Genomic DNA, 19,748 nt, shown 5'->3' on the forward strand with positions numbered 1-19,748 from the left:
CTGCATCGGGGGCAAGCCCCCTCCCACACTTGGATGTGTTCACAGATCAAAATGTGGGAGGGGGCTTGCCCCCGATGAGGCCGGATCAGGCAATGAAGATCCATCAGTCCTCAGTAAACCCACACCTCCACCCGCCGATTCTTGATCCGGCCCTCATCCGCCGTATTCGCCGCCACCGGCATCTGCGCGCCAAACCCGCGAATCTCCCTCAGTACCACACCGCTCTTGACCAGCTCCCGGCGCACCGCCATCGCCCTGAGCTTGGACAGTAACGCGGCGCGCTGCGGGTCATTCTTCGCGTCACCAAACCCCACCAGCGTCACCTGCTTATCCAGCTTGTCGTGGCTTTTTATATAAGCCACCACCCGCTGCAAATCCTGGCGTGCTTTGTTGTCGAGGCTGGCGCTGCCTTCTTCGAAACGAAAATTCACCGTCAGGCGCTGTGCCTCGCGGGCGATGGTTTGATAGCCCTCGGGCATCGAGGCGCGCGGTTCGACGTCCATCGCCTGCACCTGTTGGGCGATAAACCCGCTCGCCGCGACAATCGCCTGGCCCTTGCTGCTCTGGGTAAAGTCCACCAGCGCCTTGGCCCACGGGTTGTGCCCCGACGGCGGCAGGTAAAAGAACAGCCGACGGGACAACGGGTAATCCTCGGTGGCGATCAGGCTATTGAGCGGCAACATCGGTTGTGAGTCGCCGTCCACAATTGCCACTGCCTTAGCCTGGCGCACGTAGGGCAAGCCGATAAAGCCGATGCCCTGCGGGTCCTGGCTGACCGCATCGGACAACTGCTCACTGGACTCGAAACGCTTGGCGGAGGGCACGAGTGGTTTGCCGCGCAGGCGCAGTACCAGGTCCTTGAACGTGTCGTAGGTGCCGGACTGATCATCGCGCGCGTACACATGAATCGGCCCGCCGACGCCGCCCACGGTCTCCCAGGTACTGATCTCACCATTGAAGAGCTGCGCCAGTTGCTCGGTATTCAGGGTGTTCAACGGGTTTTGCGGGTGGAGGATGATGGCCAAGCCGTCGATGGCGATCACCTGTTCGGCTTCAGGGCTTTTCAGGTCGCCGAGGGGTTCGAGATCGACCAGTTCACTGTCCTTGATCGGACGGGAGGAGGCCGCCAGGTCGGCAGAGAGTTTTTTAAGCGCAGTGAAACCGGTACTGGAACCGTGGGCGGCGACCTCAATGGTCACGGTCTTGCCCTGACGCGTCTTGCCGATCACGCGCTGTTCATTGGCACCTTCGGCCGGTTCAGTGTGCACTGCCTGCAGGCCCTGATGCTCCATCAAGCCCTTGACCAGCGCCGGGCCCAACGCAGCGCCAATGGTATTGGAACCCTGGATGCGCAGTGCAGGGCCTTGGTCGGGAACGGGAAGGGGAGCGCAAACAGCGAAGACGGGAAACAGGGTCAGCAGGAACAGAACGCGCAGCCTCATGCCGGCACCTTCTCAAGCCAAAGGGAGTGCCGCGAGAATAAGTCAGGCAGGTTGCATAAATATGACTGGCGCGCCGCAAGGCTAAATGTGGGAAGGGGCAATCCCCTCCCACATTTTGACCGCGTACGGTCCTGAGATCAGCTCAGTTCCAGCCAGATCGGCGCATGGTCCGACGGCTTTTCCAACCCGCGCAGGTCGTAGTCCACCCCGGCGTCCTTGACCCGCGGCAGCAGGCCATTGGACGCCATGATCACGTCAATCCGCAGGCCGCGCTTGGGCTCATCTTCGAACCCACGGCTACGGTAGTCGAACCAGCTGAAGCGGTCCGCCACGTCCGGGTTCAAGTGGCGGAAGCTGTCCACCAGGCCCCAGTTTTTCAGGCGCGCCATCCATTCGCGTTCTTCCGGCAGGAAGCTGCACTTGCCGGTTTTCAGCCAACGCTTGGCGTTGTCGGCGCCGATGCCGATGTCGCAGTCTTCCGGGGAAATGTTCACGTCGCCCATCACCACCAGCGCCTGGTCATTGCTGAACTGGCTTTCCAGCAACTGTTGCAGGTCTTCGTAAAAGCGCTGCTTGGCCGGGAATTTGGTGGGGTGGTCGCGGCTTTCGCCTTGTGGGAAATAGCCGTTCATGATGGTCACTGGCTGGCCATGTTCGTCGGCGAAAGTGCCCCAGATAAACCGGCGCTGGGCGTCTTCTTCGTCACTGGCAAAGCCTTTGTGCAGGCTTAGCGCCGGCTGGCGCGAGAGCAGGGCTACACCGTAGTGGCCTTTCTGCCCGTGGTAGTACACGTGATAGCCCAGGGCTTGTACTTCGGCGAGGGGGAATTGGTCATCGTGGACCTTGGTTTCCTGCAGGCCGATCACGTCGGGCTGGTGCTTTTCAATCAGCGCCGCCAGCTGATGAGGGCGGGCGCGCAGCCCGTTGATATTGAAGGAGACGATTTTCATGGTCGGCAGTCCAGTCTGGCAAAAGGGCGATGCTAGCGGACAAGTCGGACGGGGGCCAGCATGGCGGTAGGGCAGATGCGCTGCTAATGTCTGGGAACGACTCGTGCTGCGTGGGTTCGTACCCATAAGAACGTCGCCTCCTGAGCGGCGCCCAGGGAGATTGACTGTATGCCGGACACTTCGATTGCCATTGCTGAAATTCGCCTGCTCAACAGCGGCTATTCCCGCGAGGCCCGTTCCCTGCTGTATCAGGCCTATCGTCATGAGCCGACCTTTGCCTATATCTTCGAAGCCGAGCGTCCGGGCTACGAGCAGCGCGTACGGGCCACCGTGCGCGAGTTGGTCAAACAGCATTTCTTTCAGAAACTGCCGGCGATTGGCCTGTTCGTCAACGACCGGCTGATCGGCATCGCCCTGATCGCGCCACCGCAACGGCGCCTGGGCATCACCGAGAGCTGGGCCTGGCAATTGCGCATGTGGTTGAGCACGGGTGTGCGCGGTACCCGGCGTTATCTCGACTACCACCACGCCGTGCTGGCGTGCCTGCCCAATGAGTCGGTGCACGTGTTACCGCTGCTGGGGATCCACCCGCAATTCCAGGGCAAACATTATGGCGAGCAGTTGCTGGAGGCCGTGCACAACTGGTGCGCCGAAGACCCGCATTCGTCCGGTGTGGTGCTCGACACGGGCAATTCACGCTACCTGGATTTCTATAAGCGTCAGGGCTATGAGGAAATTGGTGAGGTCGCTGTAGGACCGATCCTGGAGCACGTTTTTTTCCATCCCAACCCCCAGGCCTTACAGGCCGTAACGGTTTAGCACAGAATTTTTCAGAATTGTCTGAGTTCTAAGTTTCTCCCCAGCTCGTGTAGCATCCGCGCCTATGAAGTTTCCAGGAAGATTTACCAGCGGCTTGGTTCTGCTGTTCACAAGCTGCGGCGCCTTGGCGCAGAGCGAATTGGACGTGCGGATCAAGCCCTCAAACGACGCGTTGAAAGCCAACATCGAAGGCTATATCGGCGGGGTGGGCGATCGTGATGAAGAGGCCTTGCTGCGGTTCAGCCGCGGCGCCGAGGAGCAGGCGCGCAAGGCCGCCCAGGCGCTGGGTTTCTATCAGCCACAGATCGAAAGCGATGTGAAGGGCGGCAAGAATCCGCGCCTGATCCTCACCATCGACCCCGGCGAGCCGGTGCATCTGCGTAACGTGACCATTCGGGTGGACGGCCCTGCCGCCGACCTCAAGGCCTTTCGCGTGCCCGTCAGCGACGACCTCACCTCCGGCGCCGTGCTCAACCACGGCCATTACGAAGACGCCAAGCGTCTGATCCAGAACCAGGCGTCGCGCTACGGCTTTTTCAGCGGGCGCTTCACCCAACAGCAACTCGCGGTGGACCCGAAGGCGGGTGTCGCCGATATCGAACTCGTTTACGACAGCGGCCCGCGCTACACCCTGGGCAAGGTCAGCTTCGCCGGCGATACGCCGTTTGACGAAGAGCTGCTGCAACGCATGGTGCCGTTCAAAAGTGGCACGCCCTACGATTCCGAACTGATCGCCGAACTCAACCAGAACCTGCAAGCCAGCGGTTTTTTCGAAGGCGTGCGCGTGGACGCGGCCCCGGCCGCCTCGGCCAACGACATCATCCCGGTCGCCGTGCGCCTGGAGACCCGCAAGCCGCGCACCATGGGCCTGGGCCTGGGGTTCTCCACTGACGTCGGCCCACGCGGCAAAGCCAACTGGACCCGGCACTGGGTCAACCCCCAGGGTCATAGCTATGGCTGGGAAGCCGAGCTGTCGGCGCCACGCCAGAACGTCGGCCTGTGGTATGACATCCCGCTCGACCCTCCGCTCACCGACAAGCTGCGTTTCGCCGGTGGCTATCAGAATGAAGAAATCGCCAACACCGACACCCTGAGTAAATTGCTCACCCTCGGCCCCGAGTGGCACAGCAAATTGCCCAGCGGTTGGACCCGAGTGATCTCGCTCAAGTACCAGCGCGAAGAATATCGCCTGGGTAGTGACTCCGGCCTGAGCAACCTGGTAATGCCGGGGATCAGCTATTCCTACCTGCGCAGTGACAACCGCATCGACCCGCACCACGGCTATCGCCTGCAATTTGATAGCAAGGTGGCGAAAGAGGGCTTGGGCTCCGACACCAACCTGCTCTACGGCACGGCCATGGTCAAAGGCCTGACCACCTTGTGGGACAACCATCGCTTCCTGGCGCGTGCCCAGGTAGGCGGCAGTGCCACCAATGGCTACAAGTCGGTGCCGCCGTCGCTGCGCTTCTTTGCCGGTGGCGACCAGAGCGTGCGCGGCTACGAGTACCAGACGCTGTCACCCGAGAACGACCGTGGCGACCGCATCGGTGGCCGCTACATGGTGGCCCTGAGCGCCGAGTACCAGTATTCCATCGCCGAGAAATGGCGGGTCGCGACCTTTATCGACCAGGGCAATTCCTTCAATTCCCTGGAAATGCCCAGCCTCAAGACCGGCGTGGGCGTGGGTATCCGCTGGGTTTCGCCGGTCGGCCCGATCCGCCTTGACCTGGCCCATGCCCTCGAAGATCCGGGCGGCGTTCGATTGCACTTTTCCATGGGGCCTGAGCTGTGATGCGTGGTGTGAAAATAGCAGGGTTGGCCGTGGTGGCCCTCCTTGGGGTGCTGTTGCTGGCACTGTGGGCGGTACTGGGCACTCAGGCGGGCAGCCGCTGGGCGTTGGGGCGTGTACCGGGGTTGAGCGTAGAGCATTTCCAGGGGCATCTGGGCGGCCAATGGAGCGCCGACCATGTGTTGTGGCAGCAGGACAGCAGTCGCGTCGAACTCCAGGCCCCCCAATGGGATTGGTCGCCGGCGTGCCTGTTGCGCATGACCTTGTGTATCGACCGCTTGGACGTGGAACAGGTCAGCCTGCAATTCCCGCCAAGCACCGAGGAAAGCAGCGGGCCGATCGCACTGCCTGACTTGAAACTGCCGCTGGCCATCCAGCTGGGCGACGTTCGCGTCGGTAGCCTGCTGTTTAACGGCAGCGAAGAACTCAAAGGCTTGCAACTGGCGGCGCATTGGACCGCCGCCGGCCTGCAGATCGACTCGGTGCATGTGCAGCGCGATGGCCTGGTGCTGGACCTCGCCGGCCTGCTGCAACCCATTGGCGACTGGCCGTTGAGCGCCAGCGGTAACCTGAGCCTGCCCTACGCGCCGGGCGGCGCACCGTGGCAGGTCGCTCTCAACGTCGACGGCGACCTGCTCAAGACCCTCAAGCTCAATGCTGACAGCAGCGGCTACCTGCCGGCCAAGCTCACCGGCGAGCTGCAACCGCTGGTGGAAAACCTCCCGGCCCAATTGCACCTCACTGCCGACGGCTTCAAGCCCAGCGCCGATCTGCCCGACACCTTGCAACTCAATCAACTCGACCTCACCGCCAAAGGCGACTTGAACAGCGGCTACCAATTACTGGGCAAGGCCGTGCTGCCGGCGGAAAAGGGCCCGGTGGACTTGCTGCTGCAGGGCAAGGTCGACGCCAAGGGCGCGCAGATTGCCGGCCTGGACCTGAATGCCGGTGACAAGCAAAGCCTTAAGCTGACCGCCCAACTCGATTGGCAGCAAGGCTTCAGCGCCGAGGCCAAGATCGATTGGCTGGATTTCCCCTGGCATCGCCTCTATCCGGTGATCGACGAGCCGCAAGTCGCGCTGCGTACGTTCAATGGTGAGATCTCCTACAAGGACGGCAACTACTTGGGCAACCTCAAGGCCGACCTCGATGGCCCGGCGGGCAAGTTCAATGTGGTCACGCCGTTCAGTGGCGACCTTAAACAAATTTTCCTGCCTGAACTGAAACTCACCGCTGGCCAAGGCAAGGCTGAAGGCCACCTGAACCTGCAATTCGCCGACGGCATTGCCTGGGACACGGCCCTCGACCTGTCGGCGCTGAACCCGGCTTACTGGGTGGCTGAATTGCCCGGCACCCTGGCCGGGCCGTTGCGCAGCAAAGGCGAGTTCAAGAACGAGCAACTCAAGCTGAATGCCGACCTCGACCTCAAGGGCCGCCTGCGCGGTCAAACCGCGGTGCTGGCGGCCAAGGCCGACGGGGCGGGCGAGCAGTGGACGTTGGCTAACCTGGATATCCGCCTCGGCGACAACCGCATCAACGGCAGTGGCAGCCTGCAACAACGCTTGGCCGGGCAGATTGATATCAAGCTGGCGCGCCTGGCCCAGTTGTGGCCGCAACTGCGCGGGCAGGTCAACGGCCGCCTCGACGTCGCCGGCAGCCTCAAGGCGCCCCAAGGCAAATTGGGCCTCAAGGGCCAGCAACTGGCGTTTGCCGACAATCGCCTGCAAAGCCTCACCCTCGATGCCAGCCTGGACAATGCCCAGCGCGCCAAGATCGACCTCAAGGGCAGCGGCATTCAGTCCGGCGACACCCAGGTTGGTAACCTGACGGCCAGCGCCCAAGGCGATATCCAGCAGCAGAAGGTCCAGCTGGACTTGGTCGGCCCGCTGGTCAAGCTGGCCCTGGCCTTGGATGGCACTCTCGATAAAGGCAACTGGCGCGGGCGCTTGGCCAGCGGTGATGTACAAGCCGGCGGGCAGGACTGGAAGCTGCAGGCGCCGGCGAAGATCGAGCGCCTGGCCGATGGCAAGCTCACTTTTGCCGCGCACTGCTGGGTGTCCGGGCCCGCCAGCCTGTGCGGCGAAGACCAGCGCCTGATGCCGGAACCGAAGCTGCGCTACCACCTCAAGCAATTCCCCATCGACAGCCTGGCGGCGTTCTTGCCCAAGGATTTTGCCTGGCAGGGCAAGCTCAACGCCGACCTGCAACTGGACCTGCCGGACAGCGGCCCTAAAGGCCTGGTCTCGGTGGACGCCAGTGGTGGCATCCTGCGCGTCAAGGACAAGGACCAGTGGCTGGATTTCCCTTACGACACCCTGAAGCTGGAAACCACCCTCAACCCTAAACGCATCGACACGCAGCTGAACTTCCGTGGCGGCAAGCTCGGTGAGTTGATGCTGCAGGCGCAGATCAACCCGTTGCCGAAGAGCAAGCCGATCACCGGCAACTTCAGCCTCGTCGGGCTGGACTTGGCGGTGGCGCGGCCGTTTGTACCGATGGTGGAAACCCTCAGCGGCAAGCTCAATGGCAATGGTCGTATTTCCGGTGGCTTGCTGGCACCGCAGGTCAACGGCAACGTGAACCTGGTGGGTGGCGAGATTGCCGGGCCGGAACTGCCCATCAGCCTCGAAGGCTTGAATGTGCAAGCGCTGATCGCGGGCGAAAGCGTGCAGCTCAACGGTGGCTGGCGCAGCGGCAAGGCGGGGCAGGGCAGCCTCAAGGGCCAGATCGACTGGGGCCAGGCGCTGGTCGTGGACCTCAGCCTGCAAGGCTCGCAACTGCCGGTCACGGTTGAACCGTACGCGGTGCTGGAGGTGGCGCCCGACCTGAAAATCAGCCTGAAGAACGACAAGCTGGCGGTGGCCGGTAAAGTGCACATCCCGCGTGGCGATATCACCGTGCGTGAGCTGCCGCCGTCCACCGTCAAAGTCTCGGATGACACGGTGATCATCGGCAGCCAGACCGAGGAGGGCAAGCCGCCGATGGCGATGGCCATGGATATCGACGTGGTGGTGGGTGAAGACAAACTCAACTTCTCGGGCTTCGGCCTCACTGCCAAGGTGCAGGGCCAGGTGCATATCGGCGACAACCTCGATACCCGTGGCGAGCTGTGGCTCAACGATGGCCGCTACCGTGCCTACGGGCAGCGGCTGGATGTGCGACGAGCACGCTTGTTGTTCGCCGGGCCCCTGGACCAGCCGTACCTGGACATCGAAGCGATCCGCAAGACCGATGATGTGGTCGCCGGTATCCGCCTGAGCGGCAGTGCCGAGCAGCCCACCACGCAAATCTTCTCGGAACCGGCCATGAGCCAGGAACAGGCGCTGTCGTATCTGGTGCTGGGGCGTCCGTTGAGCAGCACCGGCGAAGATAACAATATGCTGGCGCAAGCCGCATTGGGCCTGGGGTTGATGGGCAGCGCCGGGGTCACCTCGGACCTTGCCAACAAGTTGGGTATCCAGGACTTCGACCTCGACACCCAGGGCAGCGGTAACAACACCGCCGTGGTGGCCAGCGGCAAGATCACCGAGAAACTCAGCCTGCGTTACGGCGTGGGCGTGTTCGAGCCCGCCAGCACGATTGCCTTGCGCTACCTGTTGAGCAAGAAGGTGTATCTGGAAGTGGCAAGCGGCGTGGCCAGCTCCCTGGATATCTTCTACAAGCGCGATTTCTAACGCTTACGCGATTAAACATGTGGGAGGGGGCTTGCTCCCGATGGCGGTGGGTCAGTCATGTTGAAGTCGACTGAAACACCGCCATCGGGAGCAAGCCCCCTCCACATTAGCAAGCAAGCTAATTATTCCATTTGACATTTGCTGCCTAAGCAGTAACATCTCGTCACACATTCACTGCCTAGGCAGTAATAAGGTGACTTCCGATGAAACACTTCACCCCGGATAACTTCCACAACTGCCACCTCGGCCTCTTGCTCGGGCGTGCCGCAATCCTCAAAGACCGGATCATCGACACCCACATGGAACCCCACGGCATCACCGCCGCGCAGTTCAAGGTGTTGATCATCATGGCTCAGTTCGGCGTCGACACCCCGGCGGAGCTGTGCCGCAACCTGTCTTTGGACAGCGGTTCAATGACCCGCATGCTCGACCGCCTGGAGCAGAAGGGGCTGCTGGACCGCAAACGTTCAGCGCTGGATCGACGCCAAGTGCAGCTTGTACTCACCCCGGAGGGCCAGCGTCTGGCAGACATGCTGCCGTTCATCGGCGCCGATGCATTGAACCAGCTGGCCGGCGCACTGGAGCCGGGTGAGTTGGAAACCCTGGAAAAGATCCTAAAGAAAATTCTGATAGCTGCGGGTGATCCCATCACTATCCAGCGGGTAGGTAACCAATGAACACACGTGCCCTTTGCCTGGTGCTGGTGGCCATGAGCATGGCCGGTTGCGCCAACTACAGCGGCCTCGACACCCAAGGCAAACGCCTCGACGCGAGCACCCTGCAAAGCGGAAAAACCCTGAGCGGTGCGACCTTGTCGAGCGCTGCCTGGCCCAGCGCCGACTGGTGGAAAAGCCTCGGCGACCCACAACTCGACGGCCTGATCCAGGAAGCCCTGCAAAACAGCCCCGACATGCAAGTGGCCAGCGCCCGTGCCCACCAGGCCGAAGCCGCCGCCTACGCCGCCAACGCCGAGCGCATGCCGACCCTGAATGCCAGCGCCGGCGTGAGCCGTTCGCGCCTGGCCAAAGACCAGGACCCACGCGGCGAAGGCGATGCCTATTCGACCGTGCGCAACATCGGCGCCAGCTTCAATTACAACTTCGACCTCTGGGGCGGCCAGCGCGCTGCCTGGGAAGCCGCGTTGGGCGAGGCGCGTGCCGCCCAAGTCGACCAGCAGGCGGCGCGCCTGACGCTGGCCGCCAATGTGGCCAAGGCTTACAGCGACTTGGGCCAGGCCCATATCGTGCGGGACCTGGCCAATGACGACCTCAAGCGCACCCGGCAGATGCTCGACCTGGGCAAGCGCCGCCTGAACTCGGGCATCGACAGCCAGTACCAGTACCAACAGACCGAAAGCCTCGAAGCCAGCGCCCAGTCGCAGCTGATCGACGCGGAAAAACAACTGCAGAGCGCCAAGATTGCGTTGGCGGTGTTGCTCGGCAAAGGCCCGGACCGTGGCAGTGAACTGGCCCGGCCCGCCGTGCTGAAACCCAGCGCCGTTGCCGTGCCATCGGTGCTGCCGGCCGAGCTGTTGGGCCGTCGCCCGGACCTGATCGCCGCGCGCTGGCGCGTCGAGGCGGCGGGCAAGAACATCGATGCGAGCAAGACCCGCTTCTACCCCAACCTCAACCTGAGCGCGAGCGCTGGGGCCGAGTCGTTGCTGGGCGATGCGATGTTCGGTTCGGCCAGCCGCTTCTTCAATATTGCGCCGACGGTCTCGCTGCCGATCTTCGACGGCGGCCGCCTGCGCGCCGACCTCGATGCCCGCGACGCCGACTACGACCTGGCGGTGGCGCAGTACAACAAGACCCTGGTGCAAGCCCTGGGCGATATCGGTAACACCCTTTCGCAACTGCGCGACACCGGCCGGCAGATCCAGGCCCAGCGACACGCCGCGGACATTGCCCAGCAGTCCTACGACACCGGCGTGCAGCGCTACAGCTCCGGGATCGGTAACTACTTGGATGTACTCAGCATCGAACAGCAATTGCTGCAGGCCCAGCGCCAGTTGGCAACGCTGAATGCTGCGCAGATCGATCTGTCGATTCAATTGATGCAGGCCCTGGGCGGCGGCTACAGCGCCGACAACGTGGCTGCGACCACCCCAGCCACCCGCACGGAATAATTTGAGGTATTTGTCATGGCCACTGCCGAAAACACCCCTGCAAGCGAACAACCCAAGCAAGACAACAACCCCCGCAAACGCAAAGTGATGCTGATCGGCCTGACGCTGATCGTCATCCTCGCCGTGGTCGGCGTGTGGGGCTGGTATGAGCTCTACGGCCGCTTCAGCAAAAGCACCGACGACGCCTACGTGAACGGCAACGTGGTGGAAATCACCCCGCTGGTCACCGGCACCGTGGTCAGCATCGGCGCCGACGACGGCGACCTGGTCCACGAAGGCCAGGTGCTGATCAACTTCGACCCGAACGACGCCGCCGTCGGCCTACAAAGCGCCCAGGCCAACTTGGCCCGCACCGTGCGCCAGGTGCGCGGTTTGTACAGCAACGTCGATGGCATGAAGGCCCAGGTCAATGCGCAGAAAGCCGATGTGCAAACGGCCCAGGACAACTTCAACCGCCGTAAAACCCTGGCCCAGGGCGGGGCGATTTCCCAGGAAGAACTGTCCCACGCCCGTGACAGCCTGACCGCCGCCAAGAACGCGTTGACCAACCTTGAACAGCAACTGAAAACCAGCAACGCGTTGGTGGACGACACGGTGATCAGCTCCCATCCGGATGTGCAGGCCGCCGCCGCGCAATTGCGCCAAGCCTACCTGGCCAATGCGCGCAGCACCCTGATCGCACCGGTCACCGGCTACGTCGCCAAGCGCACCGTGCAACTGGGCCAGCGCGTTCAGCCCGGCACAGCGTTGATGGCAGTGATCCCGCTGAACCAGCTGTGGATCGACGCCAACTTCAAGGAAACCCAACTGCGCGATATGCGCATTGGCCAACCGGTGGACATTGAGTCGGACATCTACGGCAGCGACGTGAAGTACAGCGGCACCGTGGACAGTTTGGGCGCCGGTACCGGCAGCGCATTTGCCCTGTTGCCGGCGCAGAACGCCACCGGTAACTGGATCAAGATCGTGCAACGGGTGCCGGTGCGCATCCATATCAACGCCGAGGAGCTGGCCAAGCACCCACTGCGCGTGGGCTTGAGCACCGTGGTCAATGTGGACCTGCACGACCAAAGCGGCCCGGTGCTGGCGCAACAGGCGCCGCAAAAGGCCTCGTTCACCACCAACGTGTATGACCGCCAATTGGCCGAAGCTGACGCCATGATCACCCAGTTGATCCATGACAACAGCCTCGCCGCTCCCAAGGCGCGCAACGCTGATGAGCAATAACGCCTCCTTCACGCCACCCAGCCTGTTGATGGCCACTATTGGCCTGTCGCTGGCGACCTTTATGCAGGTGCTCGACACCACCATTGCCAACGTGGCGTTGCCGACCATTTCCGGCAACCTCGGCGTGAGTTCGGAGCAGGGCACCTGGGTGATCACCTCGTTTGCGGTGAGCAACGCCATCGCGTTGCCACTCACCGGTTGGCTGAGCCGCCGGTTTGGCGAGGTGAAGCTGTTTTTGTGGGCGACCATGCTGTTTGTGCTGGCGTCGTTCCTCTGTGGTATTTCCACGTCGATGCCTGAACTGATCGCCTTTCGGGTTGTGCAAGGCCTGGTGGCCGGGCCGCTGTACCCGATGACGCAGACGCTGCTGATCGCGGTCTACCCGCCGGCGAGGCGGGGCATGGCCCTGGCGCTGCTGGCGATGGTCACGGTGGTGGCGCCGATTGCGGGGCCGATCCTCGGCGGTTGGATCACCGACAGCTACAGCTGGCCGTGGATCTTCTTTATCAACGTGCCGATCGGTGTTTTTGCGGTGATGGTGGTGCGTTCGCAACTGAAGAAACGCCCGGTGGAGACCAGCTACCAACCCATGGACTACGTGGGGCTGCTGAGCCTGATCGTGGGGGTTGGCGCCTTGCAGATCATCCTCGACAAGGGCAATGACCTGGATTGGTTTGAATCCAACTTCATCATCATTGGCGCCGCGATTTCGGTGATTGCCCTGGCGGTGTTCATTATCTGGGAGATGACCGACAAGCACCCGGTGGTGAATCTGCGGCTGTTCGCCTACCGCAACTTCCGCATCGGCACCATCGTGTTGATCCTGGGTTACGCAGGCTTCTTCGGCATCAACCTGATCCTGCCGCAATGGCTGCAGACCCAGATGGGCTACACGGCCACGTGGGCGGGCCTGGCGGTAGCGCCGATCGGCATCCTGCCGGTGCTGATGTCGCCGTTCGTGGGCAAGTATGCGCACAAGTTCGACCTGCGCCTGTTGGCAGGCCTGGCGTTCCTGGCGATTGGCTTGAGCTGCTTTATGCGTGCGGGCTTCACCAATGAGGTGGACTTCACGCACATCGCGATGGTGCAGCTGTTCATGGGGATCGGCGTGGCGCTGTTCTTTATGCCGACCTTGAGCATCTTGATGTCCGACCTGCCGCCGCACCAGATTGCCGACGGCGCAGGTCTGGCGACGTTCCTGCGGACCTTGGGCGGTAGCTTTGCCGCTTCGCTGACCACCTGGATCTGGATCCGCCGCGCGGACCAGCACCATGCGTACATGAGCGAGAACATGACCACCTACGACTCCGCGACCCGCGATGCCTTGCAGGCGCTCGGCGGGGCAGGGCAGAAGGCCTACACGCAGCTGGACCAGATCCTCACCAGCCAGGCGTACATGATGTCCACCGTGGATTACTTCACGTTGCTGGGGTGGATGTTCATGGCGTTGATGTTGCTGGTGTGGTTGGCCAAGCCGCCGTTTGGCGCCAAGGCCGGGCCGGAAGCCTCAGGCCACTGATTCCGAAAACGTACAACATCCAAATGTGGGAGGGGGCTTGCCCCCGATGGCATTCTGTCAGTTGAGTATGAGCTGACTGACACACTGCTATCGGGGGCAAGCCCCCTCCCACATTTGGATCTTTGTTCACATTGGATTTGTGGTGTCTGAGGTTCAGGCGCCGGGCAACGCCAATTGCGGGTTCACAAAATCAAACGCCGCCAATTGAAACCCTTGCTCATCCACCTGCAATGCCCAGCCTTGCTTATCCCAATCCCCCAGCACAATGCGCTTGGCCGCCTGGTCGCCAATCTGCAGCTTATGGATGGCCGGCCGGTGCGTGTGGCCGTGGACCAGGGTGCGCACGCCAAATTGCTGCATCACCCGTGGGACTTCCTCGGGGGTCACATCGACAATGTCGTTGGCCTTCATGCGCGTCTGCGCACGGCTTTCGCTGCGCAGCTTGCGCGCCAGCTTGTGCCGCGTGCGCAGCGGCAGATGCCGCAGGATAAACAGCACAATCGGGTTGCGCAGGATGCGCCGCAGCTTCATATAGCCGGCGTCGCGGGTGCAGAGGCTGTCGCCGTGCATCAACAGCACGGGCTCGCCATGGAGCTGCACAACACTCGGGTCCTTCAGCAAGGTGGCACCTGCGGCTTTGCAGAACGCCTTGCCGATGAGGAAATCGCGGTTGCCGTGCATGATGAAAATCGGGGTGCCGCTGTCGCTCAGCTCGCGCAGGGCTGCGCAAATCGAACGCTGGAAGGGGGTCATCCCATCGTCGCCAATCCAGGCTTCAAAGAAGTCCCCCAGAATGTACAACGCCTGGGCGCCACGGGCGCGGTGGTGGAGCAGATCCAGAAACGCCCGGGTGATGTCCGGGCGCTCCTCTTCCAGATGCAAATCTGAAATCAGCAATATCACCCAACGATCTCGGCTTTCTCGACGATAACGTCTTCTACCGGAACGTCCTGGTGGCCGGCTTTACCGGTGGTTTGCACGCCTTTGATCTTGTCGACGACGTCCTGGCCTTCGGTCACTTTACCGAATACCGCGTAGCCCCAGCCCTGCACGTTCTTGCCGCTGTGGTTGAGGAAGGCGTTGTCGGCGACGTTGATGAAGAACTGCGCGGAGGCCGAATGTGGCTCCATGGTACGGGCCATCGCAACGGTGTACTTGTCGTTGGAAAGGCCGTTGTCCGCTTCGTTCTGGATGCTTGGACGCTTGTCTTTCTTTTCTTTCATGCCAGGCTCGAAACCGCCGCCCTGGACCATGAAGTTGCCGATGACACGGTGGAAAACGGTGTTTTCGTAGTGGCCGGCTTTAACGTACTCGATGAAGTTGGCGACGGTGATCGGCGCTTTCTCGGCGTTCAGCTCGATGACGATGTCACCGTGGTTGGTGGTCAGTTTGACTTGAGTCATGTTCACTACTCTTTTCAGGGAATTCGTGGGTTTGGACGCCTGGGCGCCTCGACCGGTCTGGCTAAACAGAGGCCAAGGGGCGCAGTTTAGCGTGACCTGCAGGAATTTCGAGGTGGTTTTTTACCGCCTATGCAATAAATGCTGCAGTTTTCGGTGCTGGCCTGTCAGGTGCTTGACAGCATCGGCTATGATATCGCCTTTGTTTTATCTGGCCTCACCCGGCCACGAACCTGTCTGTTCAAGGATCCTATGAGCAAGCCCACTGTCGACCCTACCTCGAATGCCAAGGCCGGACCTGCCGTCCCGGTCAATTTCCTGCGCCCGATCATCCAGGCGGACCTGGATTCGGGCAAGCACACGCAGATCGTCACCCGCTTCCCGCCAGAGCCCAACGGCTACCTGCACATCGGTCACGCCAAGTCGATCTGTGTGAACTTCGGCCTGGCCCAGGAGTTCGGTGGCGTCACGCACCTGCGTTTCGACGACACCAACCCGGCCAAGGAAGACCAGGAATACATCGACGCCATCGAAAGCGACATCAAGTGGCTGGGCTTCGAATGGTCCGGTGAAGTGCGCTATGCCTCGAAGTATTTCGACCAATTGTTCGACTGGGCCGTCGAGCTGATCAAGGCCGGCAAGGCCTACGTCGACGACCTGACGCCTGAGCAAGCCAAGGAATACCGTGGCACCCTGACCGAGCCGGGTAAGAACAGCCCCTTCCGCGACCGTTCGGTGGAAGAGAACCTGGACCTGTTCAACCGCATGCGCGACGGTGAGTTCCCGGACGGCGCCCGCGTGCTGCGCGCCAAGATCGACATGGCCTCGCCGAACATGAACCTGCGCGACCCGATCATGTACCGCATCCGTCATGCCCACCACCACCAGACCGGTGACAAGTGGTGCATTTACCCCAACTACGACTTCACCCACGGTCAGTCGGACGCCATCGAAGGCATCACCCACTCCATCTGCACCCTGGAGTTCGAAAGCCATCGCCCGCTGTACGAATGGTTCCTCGACAGCCTGCCGGTACCGGCGCACCCGCGTCAGTACGAATTCAGCCGCCTGAACCTGAACTACACCATCACCAGCAAGCGCAAGCTCAAGCAACTGGTGGATGAAAAGCACGTGCACGGCTGGGACGATCCACGCATGTCGACGCTGTCGGGCTTCCGCCGTCGCGGCTACACCCCGGCATCGATCCGCAACTTCTGCGACATGGTCGGCACCAACCGTTCCGACGGCGTGGTCGACTTCGGCATGCTCGAATTCAGCATCCGCCAGGACCTCGACGCCAACGCGCCGCGTGCCATGTGCGTGCTGCGTCCGTTGAAAGTCGTGATCACCAACTACCCGGAAGACAAGGTCGACCACCTCGAGCTGCCGCGTCACCCGCAGAACGAAGCGCTCGGCGTGCGCAAGCTGCCGTTCGCGCGTGAAATCTACATCGACCGCGATGACTACATGGAAGAACCGCCGAAGGGCTACAAGCGCCTGGAGCCGAACGGCGAAGTACGTCTGCGTGGCAGCTACGTGATCCGTGCCGACGAAGCGATCAAGGACGCCGATGGCAACATCGTCGAACTGCGCTGCTCCTACGACCCGGAAACCCTGGGCAAGAACCCTGAAGGCCGCAAGGTCAAAGGCGTGATCCACTGGGTGCCGGCCGCTGCCAGCGTCGAGTGCGAAGTGCGCCTGTACGATCGCCTGTTCCGCTCGCCGAACCCTGAAAAGGCTGAAGACAGCGCCAGTTTCCTCGACAACATCAACCCTGACTCCCTGCAAGTGCTCACCGGTTGTCGTGCCGAGCCATCGCTTGGCGACGCACAGCCGGAAGACCGTTTCCAGTTCGAGCGCGAAGGTTACTTCTGCGCGGATATCAAGGACTCGAAACCCGGTCATCCGGTATTCAACCGTACCGTGACCTTGCGTGATTCGTGGGGCCAGTGATTTAAGGGAAATGTCGTGTTAACGATCTACAACACACTCAGCAAGACCAAAGAAGTCTTCAAGCCGCTGGATGGCAACAAGGTGCGCATGTACGTTTGCGGCATGACCGTGTACGACTACTGCCACATCGGCCACGGGCGCAGCATGGTTGCCTTCGACCTGGTGACCCGCTGGTTGCGTTTCAGCGGCTATGACTTGACCTATGTGCGCAACATCACCGACATCGACGACAAGATCATCAACCGCGCCAATGAAAACGGCGAGTCGTTCGACGCGCTGACCGAGCGCATGATTGCCGCGATGCACGAGGACGAGGCGCGCCTCAACATCCTCAAGCCGGACATGGAGCCACGTGCCACGGACCACATCCCTGGCATGCACGCGATGATCCAGACCCTGATCGACAAGGGTTACGCCTACGCCCCGGGCAATGGCGACGTGTACTACCGCGTCGCCAAGTTCATGGGCTACGGCAAGCTGTCGCGCAAGAAAATCGAAGACCTGCGCATCGGCGCACGGATCGAAGTCGATGAAGCCAAGCAAGACCCGCTCGACTTCGTGCTATGGAAAGGCACCAAGCCTGGCGAGCCGAGCTGGGAGTCGCCGTGGGGCGCCGGGCGTCCGGGCTGGCACATCGAATGCTCGGTGATGTCCACCTGCTGCCTGGGCGACACCTTCGACATTCATGGCGGCGGCAGCGACCTTGAGTTCCCGCACCACGAAAACGAAATCGCCCAGAGCGAAGCCGCCACCGGCAAGACGTACGCCAACGCCTGGATGCACTGCGGCATGATCCGCATCAATGGCGAGAAGATGTCCAAGTCCTTGAACAACTTCTTCACCATCCGCGACGTGCTGGAAAAGTACCACCCGGAAGTCGTGCGTTACCTGCTGGTGTCGAGCCACTACCGCAGCGCCATCAACTACTCGGAAGACAACCTCAAGGACGCCAAGGGCGCCCTGGAGCGTTTCTACCACGCGTTGAAAGGCCTGCCATCCGTGGCGCCTGCCGGCGGCGAAGCGTTCGTGGCACGCTTCACCGAAGTCATGAACGACGACTTCGGCACCCCGGAAGCCTGTGCCGTGCTGTTCGAGATGGTGCGCGAGATCAACCGCCTGCGCGAGAGCGATCTCGACGCGGCGGCCGGTCTGGCGGCACGCTTGAAAGAGCTGGCCAGCGTGCTGGGAGTTCTGCAAATGAAGCCTGAGGATTTCCTGCAAGCCGGCGCCGAAGGGCGTGTGGATGCGGCTGAAGTGGATGCGCTGATCCAGGCGCGTTTGTCTGCGCGGGCCAATAAGGACTGGGCGGAATCTGACCGTATCCGTGACCAACTGACCGCGATGGGTGTGGTGTTGGAAGACGGCAAGGGTGGGACGACGTGGCGGTTGGCTGATCAGGCTTGATCGGTAAACGCTGAATGAAAAACGCCCCGATTGGTTCGGGGCGTTTTTTTGCACACCGTTTTAGTGAGCGGCTCACCTGATCCAGTGTGGGAGGGGGCTTGCCCCCGATGACGGCGTGTCAGTCACCGAAAATGCTGACTGACCCACCGCAATCGCAGGCAAGCCAGCTCCCACATTTTTTACCGTGCCCACTTTGCGAACTCTTCGGTTGCAGATTTATGTGTGAGTTGGATGGTCTTTGAGGCTTAGTGTTTTATCTACCATTAGCTGGATCCCCTCCAGCATCCGACACATTCCCAAGACCACGCTGCGAGGATTGCCGTCGATCTCAAAAGCCAAATGGCTTGCCAGCGCTTGAACCGAGGCAAGATCCTCCGACGCGTTGACCAGCAGCGTCTCGACGTCTAATCCTTCGCGTACGGTAAATAAACCATGGCCCTCAGTAGACGGCTCTGGTTTCTCAGGCGGGTTCAGATGGTGGTTAATTGCTCGATGAGCCGCAGTGTGAAACGCGGCTGAGTCTGACGGCGGATTCGGACTGTCTTTGATCATGACGAAGCTCCTAGAGTATTGGAGCCATCACCCATCGCTGCGAAACGATACCCGGGTGGCAGCTGTACGCAGGTTCGCAGACCGGGACTCTAGGCACCCGGCATACCCGAAGGTATCCCGCGCACAGCCGCCATAACATCAGGCATAAAAAAGCGCCCGCTATCTTGAGGTGGACGCTGTGCGTCTAGAGTTTAACCGGGCTGCGAAACCCGGTCGCTGAGTTTTCAGCGACCACCGAAGATTAGGGCGTCATCTTCCGAGGGGCAACCTTAGAACGCTGTCGGAAATTTCCGGGAGCTGATGCCTGAGCATCAGCGCTTGTCAGTGACTTCGTACCGACTCTGAACAAATCCATTCTCCGACACGTACGTGCCGATATGGCGAAGTTCATGCTCACAGCCGACCTGGCTGAACAATGGAATCCCTTGCCCCAGCAGCACCGGGATACGCGTAATGATCAGCTCATCGATCAGGCCCGCTTCAAGAAACGCCTGGATCGTTTGGCCACCGTCGATATAGAGATGCTTCATGCCGCGCTCGGCTAACTGTGCCACCAGCGCGATTGGGTCCAGGGACATCACCTCGACCTTGCCCTGCAAATACGCTGGAATTTCTCCGGCTTGGTGAGAAAGGGCGATGACCGGCATACCCTCATAGGGCCACTCCGGAAACGACAGGACTTTTTCCAGGGTTTTGCGGCCCATCACCAGCGCATCAACCGTCGCGATGAAGCTTTCATACGTCAGGCCGTTCAGCGCTGCCAGGTCATATTCCGGCCGGTGCAGCCACTCGATATCGCCATCTGGCCGGGCGATAAAGCCGTCAACGCTTGCGGCGATAAACACGGAACACTTGATATCCATGATGGGAATTCCTTTTCCTGATGTCCGAAAG

15 protein-coding genes are annotated in these 19,748 nt (G+C 61.4%); 9 read left to right on the plus strand and 6 right to left on the minus strand.

Translation table 11 applies throughout. The annotated features are described in order from the left end of the window. Positions 1-110: 110 nt before the first annotated feature. The gene (locus tag QCBJ_RS03060) at positions 111-1,442 is read right to left on the minus strand and encodes a substrate-binding domain-containing protein (RefSeq protein WP_102060110.1); all 1,332 of its coding nucleotides are present in this window, start codon (positions 1,440-1,442) and stop codon (positions 111-113) included. Positions 1,443-1,579: 137 nt separating this feature from the next. Continuing rightward, positions 1,580-2,392 (minus strand): exodeoxyribonuclease III, encoded by an 813-nt coding sequence (xthA, locus tag QCBJ_RS03065; protein ID WP_046035549.1) that lies wholly within the window; start codon positions 2,390-2,392, stop codon positions 1,580-1,582. A 168-nt stretch (positions 2,393-2,560) separates the two neighbouring features. Between xthA and QCBJ_RS03070 the strand changes: the two genes are divergently transcribed. The 7 genes from QCBJ_RS03070 (at position 2,561) to QCBJ_RS03100 (ending at position 13,545) form a co-directional block, all read left to right on the plus strand. Continuing rightward, a complete protein-coding gene (locus QCBJ_RS03070) occupies positions 2,561-3,211 on the plus strand; it encodes an N-acetyltransferase (RefSeq protein ID WP_012725002.1) in 651 nt (216 codons plus the stop codon). A 64-nt stretch (positions 3,212-3,275) separates the two neighbouring features. Then, positions 3,276-5,003 carry an autotransporter assembly complex family protein gene (locus tag QCBJ_RS03075; RefSeq protein WP_102060111.1) on the plus strand — a complete coding sequence of 576 codons (1,728 nt, stop codon included), beginning with the start codon at positions 3,276-3,278 and terminating at the stop codon, positions 5,001-5,003. Next, entirely contained in the window at positions 5,003-8,674 is a 3,672-nt protein-coding gene (locus tag QCBJ_RS03080; RefSeq protein ID WP_102060112.1) for a translocation/assembly module TamB domain-containing protein, read from the plus strand. The genes QCBJ_RS03075 and QCBJ_RS03080 overlap by 1 nt, the downstream gene beginning before the upstream one ends. A 203-nt stretch (positions 8,675-8,877) precedes the next feature. After that, the gene (locus QCBJ_RS03085) at positions 8,878-9,351 is read left to right on the plus strand and encodes a MarR family winged helix-turn-helix transcriptional regulator (RefSeq protein ID WP_012724999.1); all 474 of its coding nucleotides are present in this window, start codon (positions 8,878-8,880) and stop codon (positions 9,349-9,351) included. Beyond that, positions 9,348-10,799, plus strand: a complete 1,452-nt coding sequence (locus QCBJ_RS03090) for an efflux transporter outer membrane subunit (RefSeq protein WP_102060113.1) — start codon at positions 9,348-9,350, stop codon at positions 10,797-10,799. Before QCBJ_RS03085 ends, QCBJ_RS03090 begins: the two co-directional genes overlap by 4 nt. A gap of 15 nt (positions 10,800-10,814) precedes the next feature. After that, positions 10,815-12,026, plus strand: coding sequence for an efflux RND transporter periplasmic adaptor subunit (locus QCBJ_RS03095; protein WP_102060114.1), 1,212 nt, complete (start codon positions 10,815-10,817; stop codon positions 12,024-12,026). Then, on the plus strand, positions 12,016-13,545 hold the full coding sequence (locus QCBJ_RS03100; RefSeq protein WP_093541489.1) for a DHA2 family efflux MFS transporter permease subunit: 1,530 nt from the start codon (positions 12,016-12,018) through the stop codon (positions 13,543-13,545). The genes QCBJ_RS03095 and QCBJ_RS03100 overlap by 11 nt, the downstream gene beginning before the upstream one ends. A 153-nt stretch (positions 13,546-13,698) precedes the next feature. Here QCBJ_RS03100 and lpxH read toward each other — a convergent pair whose 3' ends face one another. Continuing rightward, positions 13,699-14,448 carry a UDP-2,3-diacylglucosamine diphosphatase gene (lpxH, locus tag QCBJ_RS03105; protein ID WP_102060115.1) on the minus strand — a complete coding sequence of 250 codons (750 nt, stop codon included), beginning with the start codon at positions 14,446-14,448 and terminating at the stop codon, positions 13,699-13,701. Then, positions 14,445-14,948, minus strand: a complete 504-nt coding sequence (locus QCBJ_RS03110) for a peptidylprolyl isomerase (RefSeq protein ID WP_043205556.1) — start codon at positions 14,946-14,948, stop codon at positions 14,445-14,447. Before QCBJ_RS03110 ends, lpxH begins: the two co-directional genes overlap by 4 nt. 249 nt (positions 14,949-15,197) lie before the next feature. Between QCBJ_RS03110 and QCBJ_RS03115 the strand changes: the two genes are divergently transcribed. Continuing rightward, positions 15,198-16,898, plus strand: a complete 1,701-nt coding sequence (locus QCBJ_RS03115) for a glutamine--tRNA ligase/YqeY domain fusion protein (RefSeq protein WP_012724993.1) — start codon at positions 15,198-15,200, stop codon at positions 16,896-16,898. Between the two features lie 15 nt (positions 16,899-16,913). Further along, complete coding sequence (cysS, locus tag QCBJ_RS03120) at positions 16,914-18,302, plus strand: cysteine--tRNA ligase (protein WP_093541493.1); 1,389 nt, start codon at positions 16,914-16,916, stop codon at positions 18,300-18,302. A gap of 216 nt (positions 18,303-18,518) precedes the next feature. On the opposite strand, the gene QCBJ_RS03125 is transcribed toward cysS, so the two are convergent. Next, positions 18,519-18,854: a DUF6124 family protein gene (locus QCBJ_RS03125; protein WP_046035544.1), complete on the minus strand. Its 336-nt coding sequence runs from the start codon at positions 18,852-18,854 to the stop codon at positions 18,519-18,521. A gap of 311 nt (positions 18,855-19,165) precedes the next feature. After that, entirely contained in the window at positions 19,166-19,717 is a 552-nt protein-coding gene (locus QCBJ_RS03130) for a dihydrofolate reductase family protein (RefSeq protein WP_102060116.1), read from the minus strand. Positions 19,718-19,748: the final 31 nt, after the last annotated feature.

Origin of the sequence: Pseudomonas sp. QC2 (assembly GCF_002859085.1) — a bacterium.
Lineage (GTDB): Bacteria > Pseudomonadota > Gammaproteobacteria > Pseudomonadales > Pseudomonadaceae > Aquipseudomonas > Aquipseudomonas petroselini.

What these genes read in the sequence shown, in the direction of transcription:
- QCBJ_RS03090 (WP_102060113.1), top strand. Translation starts at nt 9,348, where the DNA reads ATGAACACACGTGCCCTTTGCCTGGTGCTGGTGGCCATGAGCATGGCC.
- QCBJ_RS03110 (WP_043205556.1), bottom strand. Translation starts at nt 14,948, where the DNA reads ATGACTCAAGTCAAACTGACCACCAACCACGGTGACATCGTCATCGAG.
- QCBJ_RS03130 (WP_102060116.1), bottom strand. Translation starts at nt 19,717, where the DNA reads ATGGATATCAAGTGTTCCGTGTTTATCGCCGCAAGCGTTGACGGCTTT.
- QCBJ_RS03070 (WP_012725002.1), top strand. Translation starts at nt 2,561, where the DNA reads ATGCCGGACACTTCGATTGCCATTGCTGAAATTCGCCTGCTCAACAGC.
- QCBJ_RS03095 (WP_102060114.1), top strand. Translation starts at nt 10,815, where the DNA reads ATGGCCACTGCCGAAAACACCCCTGCAAGCGAACAACCCAAGCAAGAC.
- QCBJ_RS03075 (WP_102060111.1), top strand. Translation starts at nt 3,276, where the DNA reads ATGAAGTTTCCAGGAAGATTTACCAGCGGCTTGGTTCTGCTGTTCACA.
- QCBJ_RS03115 (WP_012724993.1), top strand. Translation starts at nt 15,198, where the DNA reads ATGAGCAAGCCCACTGTCGACCCTACCTCGAATGCCAAGGCCGGACCT.
- QCBJ_RS03100 (WP_093541489.1), top strand. Translation starts at nt 12,016, where the DNA reads ATGAGCAATAACGCCTCCTTCACGCCACCCAGCCTGTTGATGGCCACT.
- xthA (WP_046035549.1), bottom strand. Translation starts at nt 2,392, where the DNA reads ATGAAAATCGTCTCCTTCAATATCAACGGGCTGCGCGCCCGCCCTCAT.
- QCBJ_RS03085 (WP_012724999.1), top strand. Translation starts at nt 8,878, where the DNA reads ATGAAACACTTCACCCCGGATAACTTCCACAACTGCCACCTCGGCCTC.
- QCBJ_RS03060 (WP_102060110.1), bottom strand. Translation starts at nt 1,442, where the DNA reads ATGAGGCTGCGCGTTCTGTTCCTGCTGACCCTGTTTCCCGTCTTCGCT.
- QCBJ_RS03125 (WP_046035544.1), bottom strand. Translation starts at nt 18,854, where the DNA reads ATGATCAAAGACAGTCCGAATCCGCCGTCAGACTCAGCCGCGTTTCAC.
- QCBJ_RS03080 (WP_102060112.1), top strand. Translation starts at nt 5,003, where the DNA reads ATGCGTGGTGTGAAAATAGCAGGGTTGGCCGTGGTGGCCCTCCTTGGG.